This window comes from Vitiosangium sp. GDMCC 1.1324 (assembly GCF_003044305.1).
Lineage (GTDB): Bacteria > Myxococcota > Myxococcia > Myxococcales > Myxococcaceae > Archangium.
In genome coordinates this window covers 160,189-176,964 of sequence record NZ_PZOX01000006.1, presented here as the reverse complement: position 1 = coordinate 176,964, position 16,776 = coordinate 160,189, and the positions used below count along the sequence as shown (strand labels likewise).

Below are 16,776 nucleotides of genomic sequence, written 5' to 3'. Positions count from 1 at the left end.
GGGACAGCCATGAGCCGTAGCGGTTCCACAGCTGTGAATCCGCCGACACGCGCATTGCCACCGAAGGTGTCGGGCCTTCCTCTCGCCGGTGCGTTGCCCGGACTGTTGAAGGACCCTTTCGATTTCCTGGTGACGGCCCAGCGGCGGCACGGCGACGTCTTCACCGTGGACCTGGGGTTCTCCGACGCCGTCATCCTGTGCCATCCCCGGCATGCCCAGCATGTCCTGGTGGACCACATGCGCAACTACGCCAAGAAAGGGGCCATCTGGGAGTCATTCCGGACCTTCATGGGCAACGGGCTGCCGGCGAGCGAGGGGGCGCTCTGGAAGCAGCAGCGCCGCCTGATTCAACCCGCGTTCCACCACCAGCGGCTGGTCGCGCTGACGCGGACGATGGTGGAGGCCGTCGACGAGAGCCTGGAGCGGTGGTGGGCGCCAGCGGCGAGGACGGGTGAGCCGTTCGACATCGCCCAGGCCTTCTCCCACATGGCCCTGAACGTGTTGGTCCGCACGATATTCGGCGGCGAGTTGGGAGCGGGCGAGGCCGAGCGCGTGGGGCAGGCCGCAGTCGACATCATGAACTACGTGTTGCTGGGGATGGTGACGAAGTCCCTGCCGGAATGGGTGCCGTTCCCGGGCAGGGCCCGCTACCGGGAGAGTCTCCGGTACCTCGATGAGAGCACCGACCGGGTCATCAAACGGGGACAGCAGGGCGCCGGGGAGGACAACCTGCTCTCCCTGCTGCTGCATGCGGTCGATGAGGAGACGGGTGAGCGGATGTCCCCCGCGCAGCTTCGGGACGAGGTCGCGGCACTCTTCGTCGCCGGGCACGAGACCACCGCGGTGGGTCTGGCCTGGGCCTTCCATCTCCTGACCCGGCATCCGGAGCACGCTCAGAGGCTGTGGACGGAGGTGGAGGGGGTGCTCGGCCAGCGGGTGCCCGGCTTCGCCGACCTGCGCCAGCTCACCCACACCCGGAACGTGCTTCAGGAGGCGCTCCGGTTGTACTCGCCCGCGTTTTGGGTTCCCCGCGAGTCGGTGGAGGAGGATGAGATTGATGGCTACCGGATTCCGGGGGGGAAGACGGTGGCGGTCTTCATGCATCTGTTCCACCACCACCCGGGCCTCTGGGAAGAGCCAGAGCGCTTCGATCCGGACCGCTTCACGCCGGAGCGCTCCGAGGGGCGGCACAAGCTGGCGTGGCTGCCCTTCGGTGTCGGCCAGAGGCAGTGCATCGGCAAGGAGTTCTCCATGATGGAGGGCCAGCTCATCCTCGCCCGCATCGCTCAGCGCTACCAGGTGGAGGCCGTTCCGGGACGGAAGGTCCAGGTGCGCCTCGGCACGACCCTCCGCGCGCAGGGCGGTGTGTGGGTGCACCTGAAGGCGCGGTAGGAGATGCGCCGAGGGCCCGGGACGTTCAACCCCGGGCCCGGCGGGACGAGCTCGGGGGGGACACCTCCACCACGGAGTCCCCGGCGATGGCGAAGAGGCGCTCGCCCGAGCGTGGGCGCATGTCCATGCCGCCGGTGAAGGCGCTGAAGGCGGGCAGCACGCCCACTCCGGCGCCCAGGTGGAAGCAGGGCAGTCGCAGCCGATCCGCTCCGCTGGTGAGCCGCACGGTGGGGTGAAGGTGGCCGGCCCAGACGTAGCGCCCCTCGGCGGGCTCCGGGTGGTGGGCGAAGCGGAAGGGGCCCTCGTCGAGGTGGGGCTCCACCAGGGTCATCCGCCACGCGGAGGGCAGCGCGTCCAGGTGCCGGTCGTGGTTGCCTCGCACCAACACCATCTCCACGTCGTGGCTCTCACGCCACGCGGCCACGCGCTCCACCACCTCGGGCGTAAGGCCCCGGCGTGAGTGGATGAGGTCTCCCACCAGCAGCAGCCTGCGGGCCCCGGTGGCGCGCAGCGCGGCGGAGAGGCGGGCGAGGTCCTCCTCCAGCACCTCGGGGGGCAGGGGGATGCCGTGCTGGTGGAAGCTCTCCGGCTTGCCCCAGTGCAGGTCCGCCACCGCGAGCACGCCGCCTCCAGGCCAATGGAGGGCGCGCTCGGGACGCAGCTCCACGTCGGTGCCGCCTAGGCGGACAGGGAGTCCTCGCGCAGCCATTTCTCCTTCATGCGCTCCACCCGGTCCAACAGGGACTCGTTGGAGAGGGTGGCGCCGATGCGCTCGATGACGAGCGGGAAGCCCAGCGGCGTGGGCCGTGGGACGTGGACACATTCCAGCGGCGAGCGCTCCAGGCGCTCCAGCGTGCTCACGAGCCGCGCCTGCTCGAAGTGCTGCTCCAGCACCTCGCGCCGCGCCTGGGCCAGCAGCAGATGGTCCGGCTCGTAGCGGGCGAAGACATCATAGAGGAGGCCCGCGCTGGCCTGCACCTGGCGGGTGGACTTGCGAGCGCCGGGCAGCCCCGGCATCACCAACCCCGCCACGCGAGCCACGTCGCGGAACTGGCGCCGGGCCAGCTCGCTGAGGTTGACGCTCTCGAGGATGTCCTCCACCAGCCGTTCGCGGGTGAAGAGCGCGGGACGCAGCGCCTCCTCGAAGGGGAAGGGCGAGGGGGTGAGCAGCTCCAGGCCGTAGTCGTTCACCGCGAGGCTGAAGGTGGCCTTCTGGAGACGCGTGAGGCGCAGGGCGAGCAGCGCGGCGAGTCCCTCGTGCACCAGGCGGCCCTCGAAGGGGTAGAGGAAGAGGTGGTGGCCCTCGCGGGTGTGGCACAGCTCGGCGAGGCAGGCGTCGCGCGAGGGCAGCCGGGACAGCCGCGCCTGGGCTTCCAGCACGGGACGGGCCGCTTCGAGCTCCCGGGTGTCGAGGTGGCCCTCGCGCACCGAGTGGAAGGCGCGGCGCATCGCGGCGGCGAGAGAGCCGGAGAGGGGCAGCCGTCCGCCGCTCCAGCGAGGCGTGGCCGAGGCGCGCTCCCGGGCCACCTTCACGTAGGCGGTGAGGTCCTTGAGCATGCGGAACTCGAGCCGCTTGCCCGCGAAGAGGAAGGTGTCGCCGGGGCGCAGGCGGCTCACGAAGGACTCCTCCACCGTGCCGAGCCGGCCACCCTTCAAGTAGCGTAGCTCCACGGTGGCGTCCGAGGCGATGGTGCCCACGTTGAGGCGGTGGAGCCGGGCCACGCGCGCATCCGTCACCACGTACCTGTCCTCGAGCCGCTGGACGCGGCGGAACTGCGGGTAGGCGCGCAGCGTGGGGCCGCCCTCCGTCACGAGCAGGAGGGTGCGGTCGAAGTCCTCCTCGGAGAGGTCGCGGTAGGCGAGCGTGTCACGCACCTCGGAGAGCAGGGCGTCGCGGGTGAAGCCGCCGCCGAGTGCGCAGGTGACGAGGTGCTGGGCGAGCACGTCGAGCGGCTGGCGCAAGGGTGCGCGGGGCTCCACCTCTCCGTGAGCGAGCGCCTCGCGGGCGGCGGCCATCTCCACCAGCTCGAGGGCATGGGTGGGGACGAAGAGGAGGTGCGCGGTCTCGCCGGGGCGGTGGGCACTGCGGCCGGCGCGCTGGAGGGTCCGGGCGATGCCCTTGGGGCTGCCCACCTGCACCACGCGCTCCACGGGGCCGAAGTCCACTCCGAGGTCCAGCGAGGACGTACAGACGACGAGTCGCACGCCACCGTCCTTGAGGCCCCGCTCCACGCGCTCACGGGCCTCGCGGTCGATGGAGCCGTGGTGGAGGGCGAGGACATCCTCCCACTCGGGGTGGAGGAAACGCAGGCCCTCGTACCAGCGCTCGGCCTGGGAGCGCGTGTTGGTGAAGAAGAGGGTGGAGCGCTCGGGGTCGAGCCAGTCGGACACCTTGCGCAGCATGGAGAAGCCGAGGTGTCCGGCCCACGGGAAGGCGTCGACGGAGTCTGGGAGGAGGGTCTCGACGTGGACGGGGCGCGCGAGTCCGGCGCGGATGAAGGTGGGGGTGACGTGGGGACCCACGGCGGCGCGAGCGGCCTCGTCGAGGTTGGCGAGGGTGGCGGAGAGGGCCCACGTGCGAGCGCTGGGAGCGAAGCGGCGCAGCCGGGCGAGGGCGAGCTCCACCTGGGTGCCTCGCTTGGAGCCGAGGAGCTCATGCCACTCGTCGACGATGATGCAGCGCAGGGAGGAGAAGAGCTCCTGCGCGCGCTCGTTGCACAGCAGGAGAGAGAGGGACTCGGGGGTGGTGATGAGGACTTCGGGGAGCCGCTCGCGCTGGCGGCGGCGGATGGATGCGGAGGTATCTCCCGTGCGGCTCTCCACGGTGATGCCGGCGTCGAGCGCGGACAGCGGCGCATTCAAGGCGAGCTCGATGTCGCGGGAGACGGCGCGCAGGGGCGTGATGTAGAGGATCTGCAATCCCTTGCGCCGATGCTGCGCGACCTCCGCGAGGGGCCCGAGATAGGCGGCGTAGGTCTTCCCGGCGCCTGTGGGGACATGAATCAGCCCACTCCGCCCGTTCGCGTACGCCTCCCAGGCCTGGAGCTGGAAGGGAAACGGCTCCCACCCCTGCGCTTTGAACCAGGAATGGAGCCTACGCGGAGGCATGGAGCAACTCCTTCAACCGCTCGAGCGAGTCCGCGTCACGCGGCGTCTTGTCTGAGCGCCACCGGGCAATCCGGGGGAACCGCAAGGCGATGCCCGACTTGTGCCGGGGAGACGAGGCGATGCCCTCGAAGTGGAGCTCGAACACCTGCACGGGGTCCACGGAGCGGACCGGCCCGAACTTCTCCCGGGTGTGCGCGCGGATCCACCGGTCGAGCCTGCCAATCTCCTCGTCCGTCAGCCCCGAGTACGCCTTGGCGATGGGCAGCAGCTCCTCGCCATTCCACACGGCGAAGGTGTAGTCCGTGTAGAGCGAGGCCCGCCGTCCGTGCCCCGGGTTCGCGTAGAGCAGGATGGCATCCACGGTGAACGGGTCGATCTTCCACTTCCACCAGTCCCCGCGCTTGCGCCCGTGCTGATAGGAGGACTCGAGCCGCTTGAGCATGAATCCCTCGACGTTGCGCGAGCGGGACTCGCACCGGACCTCGGCGAGGGCCTCCCAGGTGGGCGCCTCGATGGCGGGTGACACGGGGAACAGCGGCCGGTCGCGAAGCAACACCTCCATCCGGGCGCGGCGCTCGCGCAGCGGGAGCGCACGAAGGTCCTGCCCGTCCTGCTCGAGCAGGTCGTACGCCATGAAGGCGGCGGGGGCCTCGGCGAGCACCTTGGGCGTGAGCTTCTGCCGGCCGATGCGGCGCTGGAGCCGGCTGAAGGGCAGCGGCTGCCCCTCGGCGTAGGCGAGCACCTCGCCATCGAGCACGGTGCCATCGGGGAGGCTGGCGGCGGCCTCGGCGATCTCCGGGAAGCGCTCGGTGAGGAGCTCCTCGCCCCGGCTCCACAAGTAGACGCCGCCCTGGCGGCGGATGAGCTGGCCGCGGATGCCGTCCCACTTCCACTCGGCGAGCCAGTCCTCCCGCTCGCCGAGCTGCTCCACGGGCTGCTCCAGCGGGCTGGCCAGATAGAACGGATAGGGACGCGAACGGTCGCCATCGGAGACGTCCGGCGTGACGAGCTGCTCGAAGAAGGCGCGCGAGGGAGCCCAGATGCCCATGAGCCGGTGGGACACGGCGGCCGGAGGCAGCCCGGTGTACTGCGCCAGCGCGCGGACGACGAGCGTGTCGGAGACGCCGACGCGCAGCTCCCCGGTGAGCATCTTGTTGAAGAGGAACAGTTCGCGGCGGGGGAGCACGTGCCACCAGCCGGTGACGCGCTCGCGCTGCTCGGGGAGGGAGAGTCCGGCGAGCGGCAACAGGCGCTCCTCCAACCAGCGCGAGAGGGACAGCTCCTCGGGCTCCCGGGGGCGCTCGTTCTGGTCGAGCAGCAGGGCGATGACCTCGGCGAGGTCGCCCACCACGGCGTAGGACTCGTCGAAGAGCCACTCGGGGGTGCCGGTCAGTTCGCGAATCCATTGGCGGAGGGCCTTGGGAGCCACGAGCCGCTTGAGACGGCGGCCGGTGAGGAAGAACAGGCCCCACGCGGCGTCCTCGGGTGGCGTGTCGCGGAAGTAGGCCACCATCGCTTCCACCTTGGCGTTGGTGGAGGTGGTGGAGTCGAGCGCGTCATAGAGGTCCGCGAGCCGTCGCATGGGTCAGTCCTCCGTCTCGCCCTCGAAGGGAGTGGAGAGAGGCGCCGCATCGAGGCCGAGGTGCTCGCGCAGGTAGCGCGCGAGCGTCTCGCTGGAGCCATGGGTGACGAGGATGCGCGAGGCACCCGTCTCCTTCGCGGTGCGCAGGAGGCCCGGCCAGTCCGCGTGGTCGGAGAGGACGAAGCCCCGGTCATGGCCGCGGCGGCGCCGGTTGCCGCGCACGCGCATCCACCCCGAGGCGAAGCCCGTCTCATACTCACCGAAGCGGCGCATCCACGTGGAGCCGGCGGCGCTGGGCGGAGCGAGCACGAGCGCCCCGGCGTAGGAAGTGCCCTTCTCCAGCTCGGCCACGGGGCGGGTGGGGAGCATGGACACGCCGGCCTCGCGGTAGCTCTCCACGAGTGCATGGGTGGCACCGTGCACGAGCACCACGCGGTCGGTGAGCCGGGCGAGCTCGGCGAGGATCCGCTGGGCCTTGCCCAGCGCGTAGCAGAAGAGCACCGAGGCCCGGCCCGCCTCTCGGTTGGAGTCCCACCAGCGCAGCACCTCGGCGGCGACGAGCCGCGTGTCATCCCAGCGGTAGATGGGCAGCCCGAAGGTGGCCTCGGTGATGAAGGTGTCGCAGCGGACGGGCTCGAAGGGAGCGCACGTCGGGTCCGGGTCGCGCTTGTAGTCACCGGACACCACCCACACCTCGCCATGGTGCTCGATGCGGATTTGAGCGCTGCCCAGCACGTGGCCCGCGGGGTGGAAGCTGACCGTCACCTCGCCGAGCGACAGGCGCTCGCCGTAGCCGAGCGTGGAGATGTTCGCGTCCGGGCCCAGGCGCTTGCGCAACAGATCCGCGGAGGGACTGGCGCCGAGGTAGCGCTCGCTTCCCCACCGGGCGTGGTCGCCGTGGGCATGGGTGATGAGAGCACGGGCCACGGGTCGCCACGGGTCGATGTGGAAGCCCCCGGCCGGGCAGTAGAGCCCATCGGGAGTCACCGTCACGAGCGGCGGCCTGTCGAGAGAGAGGGAGAGGTTCATCCGGGCCCTCTCCGATAACGGTCATGGGATGGTGAGGCTACGGACCGGGCCCGCTCGCGGGCGCATGCCCTCCTGCCTGCTTCTCAGGCGAACCCTGGGCTGGGGTCAGGGTTGTCCACTCCGGTGGATGAGCTGATCCAGGAGCTCGAACGTCGGGTAATCCTGATCAGCCGACCCGAAATGGCCCTCATCGCGAATGATCAACGTGCCCCCAAGATGGTTGAACATCATGCGGCCTTGCTTGTCGTCGCAGCCGTAGGGGTCATTGATGGAATTGACAAAATACAGGTCCTGCACGTGCGCTTTGATCTTTTCCCAATCATAGCCTGGCTGCAGGACAGGTTCCGGGTGGGTGTTCGGCTCCGTTGCATACCCGGCCACCAGGATGGCTTGTGATACCCGGGTCTCAATACGCTCGAGAATACTGAGTAACAGCGCTGCGCCCCCTGAATGCCCTACGAGCACCGTGTCTTCATCAAAGACATGGTTGGACAAGATTTTGGGCAAGAAGGTCTCTATCGGCTCGTGGTTGAGGCTCGGATAGTGGGGTATCTCGACGTGATACCCCCGGGACTTCAACCGTTCGCCGAGCCAGGGGTACCAACAAACGTCGGGCCGGCCGTCTGTGCCATGGAAGATGATGGCCTTCTTGTGCATGCGGTGGGTTGTAGCGTAGCCGTGAGGCTGTCGCATCCCTTCAACACGGGGCCGGCCCGCGACGCTCCAACTCAGCCGCCGTGCGCGCGCCGGCGCCGCAGCACCAACACCAGCCCAAGCCACGCGAGCGCTCCTCCCGGGCTCGCGCCACACCCGCAGCCTTCCGAACCCTCCACAGGCGGCTCGGGAGTGACACACGCTCCATCCCCTACGCACACCTTGACCTCGGCCGCCGCGCTCTGACCCGCGGTGTCGTAGATCACCATGCGGACCTGATGGGCCCCGGGCCTCAGGGACGTCGTGTCCCAGCGGTTGGGCTCCCCGCCATAGGAGTAGTGCCCGGAGGTCTGCGAGTCCGTGCTCTCCAGCACGCCGTCCACGTAGAACTCCGCCTTCGTGCAGCCCACGTCGTCCTGGCAGTCCCCGAAGAACTCCGCCGTCGCTCCCGAGACCCGCTCCCCTTCCGTGGGACGCGTGAGCACCGCACGAGGAGGCTCGTCCGCCTTCACGGCCACCTGGAAGGATTGCACGGCGTCCGGACTCACCCCGTTGCTCGCGCTCACCGACAGGTCCACCGTGCCCACCGCCTGCGGCGTCCAGACGAGCACTCCGCTGCTCGCATCGATGGTCGGGCCCGGCACGCTGTTCGTCAGCGAGAACGAGGGGGCTGGCACCCCATTGGCCACCACCTCATAGCGATACGGGACGCCCACCACCGCGGTGGTGACAGGAGAAGAGAAGATCGTCGGAGCCCGAGCTTCATTGTCCCGCACGGTGACTGCCACTGTTCGGGCATCCGCTCCCGGCGCGGCCACGGTGATCGTGGCCGTGTCCGTGACGTAGTCCGCATCCTCCGCGGCCGACACGGTGACGGACTGCGGGGTGCTCCAGTTGGACGCAGTGAAGGTCAGGGTTTCGCCACTCGACACCGTGACGTCCGTGTCCCCTGCCGTTCGAGCCACCGTGACGTTCACGCGCTGACCGGGGTTCTTGGAGAGCGCCACCGAGAACGAGGCGCTCCCGCCCTCATCCTCCGTCAACGTGGCCGTCCTTGTTGAGGATGAAGAGCCGTCCCGAGCCATCCGGCGCCCAGGCCAGCCCCGTGGCAGGGGTCAGCGCAGAGGAGGGGTAGCGAGTCTCCTGGAAGCCCGTGGGCACTTCCGCCAGCACGGGAGACGCCAGGAGGCCCAGGAGGACCAGGCAAGCACGAGGTGTGAGCATGCTCTCATCCTAGTGGATGGAGACAGTCCAGGCGTTGCCACGCGATGGCACTGCTTGGAAGGAAAGTTCAAGTGAGCGGAAAACGCGAGTCCTGGACGGGGCTCATCGGAAATCGATATAGGCATCATGGCGAGACAGCCGCCCGCGACAAGGATGAAGGCTGTCTCGCATCCGTGAAATCTTGCTTCACGCATGTTCCTGAAAGGAAAGCCTACGATGAGCCTCAGCGCTTGTGGTCGCTTGAACCGGTGGATGAGTGCGGTCGTCAGTGTGGGGTTGTTGGGGGCCTGTGGCGGATGGGGTGAGCAGGGCGGAGAGGCACCCGCGTTGGTCGAGGGGGCGCGGGACGCGGTCGCGGGCGACGTGGTGGTGACCCTGTCGGTGCCCCGCGTGTCGCTGGCGGCGAGCGAGGCGGTGCGGGTGACGGTGACTCTGGCCAACGTGTCTTCGGACGCGGTGCGCTTGCTGAAGAGGCGCACGCCGGTGGACGGCCTCAGGGGAGACCTGTTCGTGGTGACGGTGGACGGCGCGAGGGCGCAGTACAAGGGGCGTCTCTACAAGTGGGCTCCGACCCAGGAGACCGCCTACCTTCGGTTGGGGTCGGGCGAGAGCGTCTCGTACACCGTGGACCTGGACTCCTTCTATGACCTGTCCCGCACGGGCCGATACAGCATCCGCTATGACTCCGCCTGGCATCCCGCCGACGAGGGGACCGGCGGTGCCTCCCAGCTCCGCTCGGACAATCTGAGTATCGACATCGAGGGCAGGCCGTTCGTCGGTCCGGGGGCGCGAGATTCCGGCACCGTCACCGCGCAAGAGCTGTCCACGGAGGGCTGCACCGAGCGCCCCGCTTCCACGCTCAGCACCGCGTACTCCACCGCGCGGAGCATGGCCAATGACGCCTACGTCTACATGTTGGACCCCAACCTGATTCCGGTCCCGCGCTTCACGACCTGGTTCGGCACGGTCAACACGGCCAGTGTGAACGCCGTCAGGTCGCACTTCACCGCCATCAAGTCAGCCTTTGACTCCAAGCAGGTCGTCATCGACTGCACCTGTACAGACGATGATGCGTACTCCTACGTGTATCCGGACAGGCCGTACCGCATCTTCGTGTGCAATGGCTTCTGGGCCCGGCCGATGACGGGCACGGACTCCATGGGCGGCATCCTCATCCACGAGATGAGCCACTTCACCGTCCTGGGCGGCACGAATGATTGGGCCTTTGGACAGAGCGACTGCAAGAAGCTGGCGACCGCGAATCCCGCCCTCGCGCGAGACAACGCGGACAGCCACGAGTACCTCGCGGAGTGGAGATGAGGTCGGGTGCCAGCCCCAGCGTCTGTCAAGCCCGAGGCTGGATGGGGGCTCGGTACCGTCGCCCCCAGAAGACGAAGAGCGCGAGCGCGACGAGCAGGAAGTTGAAGGGGGTATTCGCGGCCTCTCCGCGCGAGACGTGGAAGACGATCGCGCAGACCTGGAGCGCCGCGCAGCCCAGCGCGGCGAGGACGGTCAAGCCCGGCTTGATGCGCGTGAGCGAGGGGAGGACGATGCCGATCCCGCCGCACAGATCGCTCACAGCCGTCGCGTACAGGAATGCTGCCGGAACCTGTCCTGCCCACGGGATCATCGCGGCGAGCTCCGGGATCGGAGTCGAGAGCTTCCAGAGGCCCGTGCCGGTGAAGACGACGCCCAGGAGCGCCTGGACGACCCACAGGCTGGCGGGAAGAGCTTTGGACGGTCTCGCACCAACGCCGATCGAAAGAGTCATGGCATCCCTCGTGGTCTTGTTTGTTACCTTGATGTGCCTGGTTACGGATGGTGACCTTGGCTCTTTTGCATACCGTGCGGACGCCAGACAAGGAGGCACATTGAAGTCACTAGGGAACGGAAAGATGACCAGGAGCTTCGACGACGACTGCGTCGCGACGCGAGAGATCCTGAGCCTCGTCGGGGACAAGTGGAGTGTGATGGTCATCGTCAACCTCGGTGAAGGCACGATGCGCTTCAGCGACCTCAAACGAGCCATCGAGGGGATTTCGCAGCGCATGCTGACCCTCACGCTGCGCGGCCTCGAGCGTGACGGGCTGGTGACGCGGACCGTCTACCCGACGATTCCGCCGCGCGTGGACTACGAGCTCACGCGGCTCGGACGAACGCTGCTGGAGCCGGTGACCGAGCTCGCGACCTGGGCGCAACGCCACAGGCCGGAGATCCAGCGCGCCCGCGAGGCCTTCCAACGCGCCGCCAGGTCGAAGTGAACGCGCCCACGTGGCAGGAGAGCGCGGCTCGCGCGCCCATCAACTGAAGGTCGTGGTCAGATTCAGTGGGCCGGCGGGGACGCCCACATCGCGGCCGGCGGGGTTGTCCGAGGGCGTCTGCCAGGCGTTGGCCTCCGTCACGGTGTGGCCCGTGGCCTCGTTCTTGATGGACATGTTGCCCTGGTGGCCCGCTGGGCTGATCTGGCTGGTGTCATAACCGCTCCAGCCCGTGCCGGCGTTCGCGAACGTTGCTTCTCCCCAGGTTTGACCGAAGTTCGCGCCCGGCTTCGCCGAGCCGTCCTTCGACGCGCACCACGCCACACTGCTATTGCTGTCGAACGCCACGAGCTGCGACTGGCCGGGCTGCAGCGTGAAAGTCTTCGGCGTGCTCTTGTCGAAGTGCTGCCCGTCGTTCGGACCGCCGTTCTCTCCCGTCTTGTTCCAGAGCGTGATGGTCTGCGGCTGGTTCGTATTGTTGACGAACGTGTTGGTGTACTTGAACTGGCTCTTCTGGCTCGGCTCGATGAGCTGCATGTTGCTGTTGTAGGGCGAGCCGACGTTGTTCTTGGCCAACCACGGCTCGCTCGGATTCACCTGTTCGGTGGACCCGGCGGATGGCGCGCCAAACCCTGGGCCCGCGTCACTGGAGCGTGTGGATGGTGTCGGGTTGTCCGGGCTGATGGACTTGCTCGGGGCGGGAGCCGGGCTCTGGGCCGTGGGCGCGGCGTTGGACGCCAGCACCCCCTGGGACGCGAGGTCCTGCGGCCCCTCGGCCGGGACGCCGCCCTGGCCCCCCTGCAGCATCGTCTCCAGGGCATTCATCAGCTGCGTGAGCTCGCCGAGCACCTGCGGCAGCTGCTCCATCTTGCCGGAGCCCAAGGCGCCGCCCAGCTTGCTCGGGCCCTGCTCGAAGGAGTCGGACAGGAGCTTCTGCCACAGGCCGTTCTGAGGCTGCGGCCCGGCGGTTCTCTCCACGCTCTCGGCCGGAGCGGAGACTGGCTTGCAGTTGGAGGTGCTCGAGAGGGGCGCGAAGAAGGGCGTGCGGTTGGCGGATGAGATGGACATTTCCGACTCCGTGAGGCCGAGTAGTGGAGTGTGAGTGTGAGCAGCGCGGAGCAGGACGCATGCCAACGCCCCGCTCCCTCTTCCCTCGAAGGACTGCGCCGCCTTTTCTCGGGAAATCAGTCACTTGGGACGAGCACTCCCGTCACCCGGCTTCACCCAGCGTCACGCGGCGTGATGACGGCATTCACCACCTGGTGTCCGGAGTCATCACCCGCGCGGATGCGCGCCTCTCCTGTTGCGTGGGCGGCGCGGGGGAGGACGTGTATCCAGGCGAAAAAGAAAAAGGCCCGTTGCCCGGATTTACCCCTCACGGGTCCAAGTCGATGTGCTCCCGCTCAGTTCACTCAGCTGAGCGGTGGGCACGGCGGCTCTCGTTCCTCATTTCCCCGCGTGGAGCCGTCCCACCCCTATCGCAAGGAATGCCTGTCATGCGCAATGTCCGCACGTCCACGGTCGTGTCTCGCCCCATGATGATGGGTCTCGCGGCGCTCCTCTGGAGTGGCTGTGGCGGTCTTCCGGAGGCCTCGGACTCCGCCTCCGAGCTCCAGACGCAACAGGCGGCCCTCGCTCCCGACCAGTGCGCTCCGGTGCCCGCGGCCCAGACCACCGCAGGTGGCATCGTGTACCACCGCTACTCCACCGGTATGACCTGGGCGAACGCCAAGGCGGACTGCACGGCCATGGGCGGCCGGCTCGCCGTGCCCTTCAACTCCGCCAGCAACTCCGCCATCTACTCCATCATCGGGACGGACCTGACGTACATCGGCCTCAAGCAGGCCAGCGGGCAGTCGTCCACCTCTGCGGGTTGGCAGACCCCCGAGGGCAACTCCGCCACCTACTTCAACTGGAGCTCGGGCGAGCCCAACGACATGGACGGTGTGGAGAACGACTTCCAGGACTGCGCCCGCATGTACACCACCGGCTACTGGGATGACGTGGCCTGCTCGCAGGTCAGCCCCTACGTGTGCGAGTTCGCCTTCCCGCCCCTGCGGTGCGCCGGTGGCTCCTCGTGCTCCCTGGGCACCGACTCGGTCTACCACTGCACCTGCCCCGCCGGTCAGCACTACGACGTGCAGCACAATGCCTGCGCCAACGGTCCCTGAGCGGGGAGCTCGGGTCCCCGCGTCTGCGAGGTCGGTGTTGCGCCCCGCTCACCTGGAGCGGGCGCATGCGGCCCTGCGGGCCTCTCGCTATCCGAAGCTCCTGTTCAGCGCGGACCCCGGCGCCCTCATTTCACTTCCGCTGAGCCTGCTGCCACGCCTCGCGCCCCTGGGCATCGAGCGCGCGGAAGTCCTCGTCCGAGAGCGTGAGGCCGGCGGCCGCGGTGTTCTCCTCGAGGTGTCTCACCTTGCCCGTGCCCGGGATGGGGAGCATGACCGGGCTGCGCTGGAGCACCCACGCGAGCGCCACCTGCGACGGCGTGGCCGAGAGCTTCTTCGCGACGGTGTCGAGCAGTCCCCCCGGCGCCGAGAGGCCTCCCGCGGCCAGCGGGAACCACGGGATGAACCCGATGCCATTCGCGGCGCAGTAGTCGAGCACCGCCTCGCTCTGCCGGTTCGCCAGGTTGTAGAGGTTCTGCACCGTCGTCACCTTGAAGAAGCGGCCGGCGGCTTTGATCTCCTCGACGTTCACCTCGCTCAGACCCAGGTGGCGGATGAGGCCCTCGCGCTGCATGTCCGCCATGACGCCGAACTGTTCATCGCGCGGCACCTTCGCGTCGATGCGGTGCAGCTGCCACAGGTCGATGCGCTCCTGCTTCAGCCGGCGCAGGCTCATCAACACGCACTGACGCAGGTACTCGGGCCGACAGAGTGGGGGCCACTTGTCGGGCCCATGGCGGGTGAGGCCTCCCTTCGTGGCGATGACCATTCCCTTGGGGTAGGGCGCCAGCACCTCCGCGAGGATTTCCTCGCTCACGTAGGGCCCGTAGCTGTCCGCCGTGTCGATGAGGTTGATGCCCAGCTCGGGGACTCGCTTGACGGTCCTCCGGGCCTCCGCGGGGTCCTCCGGCGGTCCCCAGATGCCCTTGCCGGTGATGCGCATCGCGCCGAACCCCAGCCGGTTCACCTCCAGGTCACCGCCAATCTTGAATGTGCCGCTTGCCTTCGCGTTCGTCTCTGCCATGTGTCGTTCCCTGCTGGTGTGGAAGCTCAAGCCGTAACGTACTGCTGGCCCTCGCTGGCGTGAGGAGCGGAATCTCCCATGACCCGTACCCACGCCTGCTCAGAGGACCGCTTCTGGGGGAAGGGACGAGTGTCCCGAGAGGAGAGCAGGCAGTGGCTATTGCGCGCCGCCGGCCAGGAACCGGGCCTGGAAGCCCTTGGGGTCGGCGGTAAAGGCGGTGTGGGCGCGGCGAGACAGCTCTCCGGGGAAGTGCTCGTCGACGCCGTTCTCCAGGGAGTCGAGGCTCTCGGCCACCACCTCCTCGGGGGTCAGACGAGGCTCGGGCAGGTTGCGGCCCATGTCGGTCTCCACCTGCACCGGCATGGTGGCGACCACGCGCGTGCCCTGGCCGGCCAGGAAGGCGCGCAGGCCGCGGGTCATGAACAAGCTGGCGGCCTTGGAGGCTGAATAGGTCACCGACCCTCGCGGCGCGGCCAGGGACAGGAAGGACAGGACGTTGATCACCCCGCCGCCACCGGCCGCGGCCAGGGCTGGCGCGAAGGCCTGGGCCAGGGCGAGGGGCGCCAGGTAGTTGACCTCCATCTCCTGGCGGGCGGCCTGGACCACGTCGGCGCGCAGCAGGTCGCCGCCGTTGGCGACACCAGCGTTGTTGACCAGCAGGGTGACGTCGGAGGCGGTCCTGGCGGCGGCGGCGATCTGGGCGGCGTTGGTGACATCAAGGGCCAGGGGGACGACGCGCGGGTCGGCGGCCAGGTCGGCGAGCGAGGCCGTGTCGCGAGCGGCGGCGTAGACCTTGGCGGCGCCTCGGTCGAGCAGGGCCTTCACATAGGTGCGGCCGATACCACGGTTGGCGCCGGTGACCAGGGCAATGGAGCCTTTGATGTTCATGGGAGATGTCCTCGGTTTGGTGTGCATATGCACTTTTCGGGTTGAAGAACGGGCCGCACGAGGGCGGCCGGGGGTCAGACGGAGTCGGTGAGGGCGAGGAGCTGGCGGCGCATGGCCAGGGCGGCGTCGGCGCCGATCCGAGCCTCGAAGGCCGCCTGGGCGGCGGCCCAATGGGGCAGGGCCTGCTGGAAGCGCGCCTTTCCGGCGTCGGAGAGGCCGAGCAGCAGTTGGCGCGTCCCCTTTTCGCGAGGGCGGTGGACCACGAGGCCGTCGCGCTTCATAGGTCCCAGGGCCCGTACCAGGGTGGTGCGGTCCATGACCAGCAGCTCGGCAAGCTGGGCCATGGTCAGGTCGCCGTTGGTGACGAGGTGGCCGAGGATCGAGAACTGGTTGCCGGTCAGGCCCGCCTTGGCCAGGTGCTGCTCATAGAGCTGCGACACATGACGCGTCGCCTGGCGAAGGGCGAAGGCGTTGCAGGTGTCGAGGCGGGCGGGTGTTCTGCTCATGGGATGTATCTAAGTGTGCATATGCACTTTGTCAAGGCGCTCGGGCCGGGCAGGCGGGTTCTGCGCTCGTACGGCCCGAGCCCAAGGCGGGAGACTCGAGCTCAGGGTATGTAGACGCGGGTGCGGAAGCTGGCCGGCCCGGTGGACAACTCCCAGGCGAAGTCACGGACATGGCCCCGTTCGAACCGCAGAGGAAGGGAACATCATGTCGGTGAGCCGTCCCGTTGTCTCCGCCATCACACACCTGGTGGTCATCCGTCATGGAGAGACGGCCTGGAACCTCGACCGCCGTCTGCAGGGTCATCTCGACGTGCCGCTCAATGCGCATGGCAGGGCGCAGGCCGAGGCGCTCGGACGTGCGCTCTCATCCGAACCATTGGATGCGATCTACTCGAGCGATCTCTCGAGGGCCATGCAGACCGCGCAGGCTCTCGCCACGGGACGGGTCCTGCAGGTGCAGGCCGAGCCACGTCTGCGCGAGCGGCATTTCGGCATCTTCCAGGGCCTGACGCCCGCCGAGGTGGAGGCGCGTCATCCGGAAGCCTTCGCCGCCTGGAAGGCGCGCATGGTGGATTGGGCTCCCGCGGGGGGTGAATCACTCGCGGAACTCCACATGCGCATCTTGGATATCACCCTGACGCTCGCGCGGCGTCATCCCAGCGGGCGTATCGCACTGGTGGCGCACGGCGGCGTGCTGGATTGTCTGTATCGGGCCGCAAGCGGCATGGCGCTCGATGCGCCGCGCCAGCATGAGTTGCGCAATGCCAGCATCAACCGGTTGAGCAGTGACGGCGAGCAGCTCACCCTCGTGCAATGGGGCGATGTGACCCACCTCGACGTGCAGGTGCTCGACGAGGTGGACCGAAAGCAGGAGGCCCCAGATGGAGACGGACGGGAGACCCGGATTCGAAGAGGGTCCGCTGGCCAGCGATGAGCGCGGACC

17 protein-coding genes are annotated in these 16,776 nt (G+C 68.4%); 5 read left to right on the top strand and 12 right to left on the bottom strand.

Annotated features, from left to right (window positions below; translation table 11 throughout):
• Positions 1-9: 9 nt before the first annotated feature.
• On the top strand, positions 10-1,392 hold the full coding sequence (locus DAT35_RS19690; protein ID WP_108068603.1) for a cytochrome P450: 1,383 nt from the start codon (positions 10-12) through the stop codon (positions 1,390-1,392).
• A gap of 25 nt (positions 1,393-1,417) precedes the next feature.
• Here the strand turns inward: DAT35_RS19690 and pdeM are convergent, their stop codons facing one another.
• The 7 genes from pdeM to DAT35_RS19655 form a co-directional block, all read right to left on the bottom strand.
• Positions 1,418-2,101, bottom strand: coding sequence for a ligase-associated DNA damage response endonuclease PdeM (pdeM, locus tag DAT35_RS19685; protein WP_108068602.1), 684 nt, complete (start codon positions 2,099-2,101; stop codon positions 1,418-1,420).
• Positions 2,071-4,500 (bottom strand): ligase-associated DNA damage response DEXH box helicase, encoded by a 2,430-nt coding sequence (locus DAT35_RS19680; RefSeq protein WP_108068601.1) that lies wholly within the window; start codon positions 4,498-4,500, stop codon positions 2,071-2,073. The genes pdeM and DAT35_RS19680 overlap by 31 nt, the downstream gene beginning before the upstream one ends.
• Positions 4,487-6,082, bottom strand: coding sequence for an ATP-dependent DNA ligase (locus DAT35_RS19675; RefSeq protein ID WP_108068600.1), 1,596 nt, complete (start codon positions 6,080-6,082; stop codon positions 4,487-4,489). The genes DAT35_RS19680 and DAT35_RS19675 overlap by 14 nt, the downstream gene beginning before the upstream one ends.
• Before the next feature lie 3 nt (positions 6,083-6,085).
• Entirely contained in the window at positions 6,086-7,111 is a 1,026-nt protein-coding gene (locus DAT35_RS19670) for a ligase-associated DNA damage response exonuclease (RefSeq protein WP_108068599.1), read from the bottom strand.
• 105 nt (positions 7,112-7,216) lie between these two features.
• Positions 7,217-7,768: an alpha/beta hydrolase gene (locus tag DAT35_RS19665; RefSeq protein ID WP_108068897.1), complete on the bottom strand. Its 552-nt coding sequence runs from the start codon at positions 7,766-7,768 to the stop codon at positions 7,217-7,219.
• Positions 7,769-7,839: 71 nt separating this feature from the next.
• Positions 7,840-8,808, bottom strand: a complete 969-nt coding sequence (locus tag DAT35_RS19660) for an Ig-like domain-containing protein (RefSeq protein WP_233261579.1) — start codon at positions 8,806-8,808, stop codon at positions 7,840-7,842.
• On the bottom strand, positions 8,795-8,989 hold the full coding sequence (locus DAT35_RS19655; RefSeq protein ID WP_108068598.1) for a hypothetical protein: 195 nt from the start codon (positions 8,987-8,989) through the stop codon (positions 8,795-8,797). The genes DAT35_RS19660 and DAT35_RS19655 overlap by 14 nt, the downstream gene beginning before the upstream one ends.
• Before the next feature lie 252 nt (positions 8,990-9,241).
• Between DAT35_RS19655 and DAT35_RS19650 the strand changes: the two genes are divergently transcribed.
• A complete protein-coding gene (locus DAT35_RS19650; protein ID WP_233261578.1) occupies positions 9,242-10,309 on the top strand; it encodes a M35 family metallo-endopeptidase in 1,068 nt (355 codons plus the stop codon).
• Between the two features lie 25 nt (positions 10,310-10,334).
• On the opposite strand, the gene DAT35_RS19645 is transcribed toward DAT35_RS19650, so the two are convergent.
• The gene (locus DAT35_RS19645) at positions 10,335-10,760 is read right to left on the bottom strand and encodes a DoxX family protein (RefSeq protein ID WP_108068596.1); all 426 of its coding nucleotides are present in this window, start codon (positions 10,758-10,760) and stop codon (positions 10,335-10,337) included.
• Positions 10,761-10,884: 124 nt separating this feature from the next.
• On the opposite strand from DAT35_RS19645, the gene DAT35_RS19640 reads away from it, so the two are divergent.
• On the top strand, positions 10,885-11,250 hold the full coding sequence (locus DAT35_RS19640; protein WP_108068595.1) for a helix-turn-helix domain-containing protein: 366 nt from the start codon (positions 10,885-10,887) through the stop codon (positions 11,248-11,250).
• 39 nt (positions 11,251-11,289) lie between these two features.
• Here the strand turns inward: DAT35_RS19640 and DAT35_RS19635 are convergent, their stop codons facing one another.
• A complete protein-coding gene (locus tag DAT35_RS19635; protein WP_108068594.1) occupies positions 11,290-12,315 on the bottom strand; it encodes a hypothetical protein in 1,026 nt (341 codons plus the stop codon).
• Between the two features lie 428 nt (positions 12,316-12,743).
• Here DAT35_RS19635 and DAT35_RS59025 point away from each other — a divergent pair, with 428 nt between their 5' ends.
• The gene (locus tag DAT35_RS59025; RefSeq protein WP_158501790.1) at positions 12,744-13,418 is read left to right on the top strand and encodes a lectin-like protein; all 675 of its coding nucleotides are present in this window, start codon (positions 12,744-12,746) and stop codon (positions 13,416-13,418) included.
• 130 nt (positions 13,419-13,548) lie between these two features.
• On the opposite strand, the gene DAT35_RS19625 is transcribed toward DAT35_RS59025, so the two are convergent.
• The 3 genes from DAT35_RS19625 to DAT35_RS19615 all read right to left on the bottom strand — a co-directional run bounded on the left by DAT35_RS19625 (position 13,549) and on the right by DAT35_RS19615 (position 15,833).
• Positions 13,549-14,439, bottom strand: coding sequence for an aldo/keto reductase (locus DAT35_RS19625; RefSeq protein ID WP_108068592.1), 891 nt, complete (start codon positions 14,437-14,439; stop codon positions 13,549-13,551).
• A gap of 156 nt (positions 14,440-14,595) precedes the next feature.
• Entirely contained in the window at positions 14,596-15,327 is a 732-nt protein-coding gene (locus tag DAT35_RS19620) for an SDR family NAD(P)-dependent oxidoreductase (RefSeq protein ID WP_108068591.1), read from the bottom strand.
• Between the two features lie 74 nt (positions 15,328-15,401).
• Positions 15,402-15,833: a MarR family winged helix-turn-helix transcriptional regulator gene (locus tag DAT35_RS19615; protein ID WP_108068590.1), complete on the bottom strand. Its 432-nt coding sequence runs from the start codon at positions 15,831-15,833 to the stop codon at positions 15,402-15,404.
• A gap of 205 nt (positions 15,834-16,038) precedes the next feature.
• On the opposite strand from DAT35_RS19615, the gene DAT35_RS19610 reads away from it, so the two are divergent.
• A complete protein-coding gene (locus DAT35_RS19610) occupies positions 16,039-16,767 on the top strand; it encodes a histidine phosphatase family protein (protein ID WP_108068589.1) in 729 nt (242 codons plus the stop codon).
• The last annotated feature ends 9 nt before the right edge of the window (positions 16,768-16,776 follow it).

What these genes read in the sequence shown, in the direction of transcription:
- DAT35_RS19650 (WP_233261578.1), top strand. Translation starts at nt 9,242, where the DNA reads ATGAGTGCGGTCGTCAGTGTGGGGTTGTTGGGGGCCTGTGGCGGATGG.
- DAT35_RS19680 (WP_108068601.1), bottom strand. Translation starts at nt 4,500, where the DNA reads ATGCCTCCGCGTAGGCTCCATTCCTGGTTCAAAGCGCAGGGGTGGGAG.
- DAT35_RS19640 (WP_108068595.1), top strand. Translation starts at nt 10,885, where the DNA reads ATGACCAGGAGCTTCGACGACGACTGCGTCGCGACGCGAGAGATCCTG.
- DAT35_RS19635 (WP_108068594.1), bottom strand. Translation starts at nt 12,315, where the DNA reads ATGTCCATCTCATCCGCCAACCGCACGCCCTTCTTCGCGCCCCTCTCG.
- DAT35_RS19620 (WP_108068591.1), bottom strand. Translation starts at nt 15,327, where the DNA reads ATGAACATCAAAGGCTCCATTGCCCTGGTCACCGGCGCCAACCGTGGT.
- DAT35_RS59025 (WP_158501790.1), top strand. Translation starts at nt 12,744, where the DNA reads ATGCGCAATGTCCGCACGTCCACGGTCGTGTCTCGCCCCATGATGATG.
- pdeM (WP_108068602.1), bottom strand. Translation starts at nt 2,101, where the DNA reads ATGGCTGCGCGAGGACTCCCTGTCCGCCTAGGCGGCACCGACGTGGAG.
- DAT35_RS19665 (WP_108068897.1), bottom strand. Translation starts at nt 7,768, where the DNA reads ATGCACAAGAAGGCCATCATCTTCCATGGCACAGACGGCCGGCCCGAC.
- DAT35_RS19655 (WP_108068598.1), bottom strand. Translation starts at nt 8,989, where the DNA reads ATGCTCACACCTCGTGCTTGCCTGGTCCTCCTGGGCCTCCTGGCGTCT.
- DAT35_RS19690 (WP_108068603.1), top strand. Translation starts at nt 10, where the DNA reads ATGAGCCGTAGCGGTTCCACAGCTGTGAATCCGCCGACACGCGCATTG.
- DAT35_RS19615 (WP_108068590.1), bottom strand. Translation starts at nt 15,833, where the DNA reads ATGAGCAGAACACCCGCCCGCCTCGACACCTGCAACGCCTTCGCCCTT.
- DAT35_RS19625 (WP_108068592.1), bottom strand. Translation starts at nt 14,439, where the DNA reads ATGGCAGAGACGAACGCGAAGGCAAGCGGCACATTCAAGATTGGCGGT.
- DAT35_RS19610 (WP_108068589.1), top strand. Translation starts at nt 16,039, where the DNA reads ATGTCGGTGAGCCGTCCCGTTGTCTCCGCCATCACACACCTGGTGGTC.
- DAT35_RS19645 (WP_108068596.1), bottom strand. Translation starts at nt 10,760, where the DNA reads ATGACTCTTTCGATCGGCGTTGGTGCGAGACCGTCCAAAGCTCTTCCC.
- DAT35_RS19670 (WP_108068599.1), bottom strand. Translation starts at nt 7,111, where the DNA reads ATGAACCTCTCCCTCTCTCTCGACAGGCCGCCGCTCGTGACGGTGACT.
- DAT35_RS19675 (WP_108068600.1), bottom strand. Translation starts at nt 6,082, where the DNA reads ATGCGACGGCTCGCGGACCTCTATGACGCGCTCGACTCCACCACCTCC.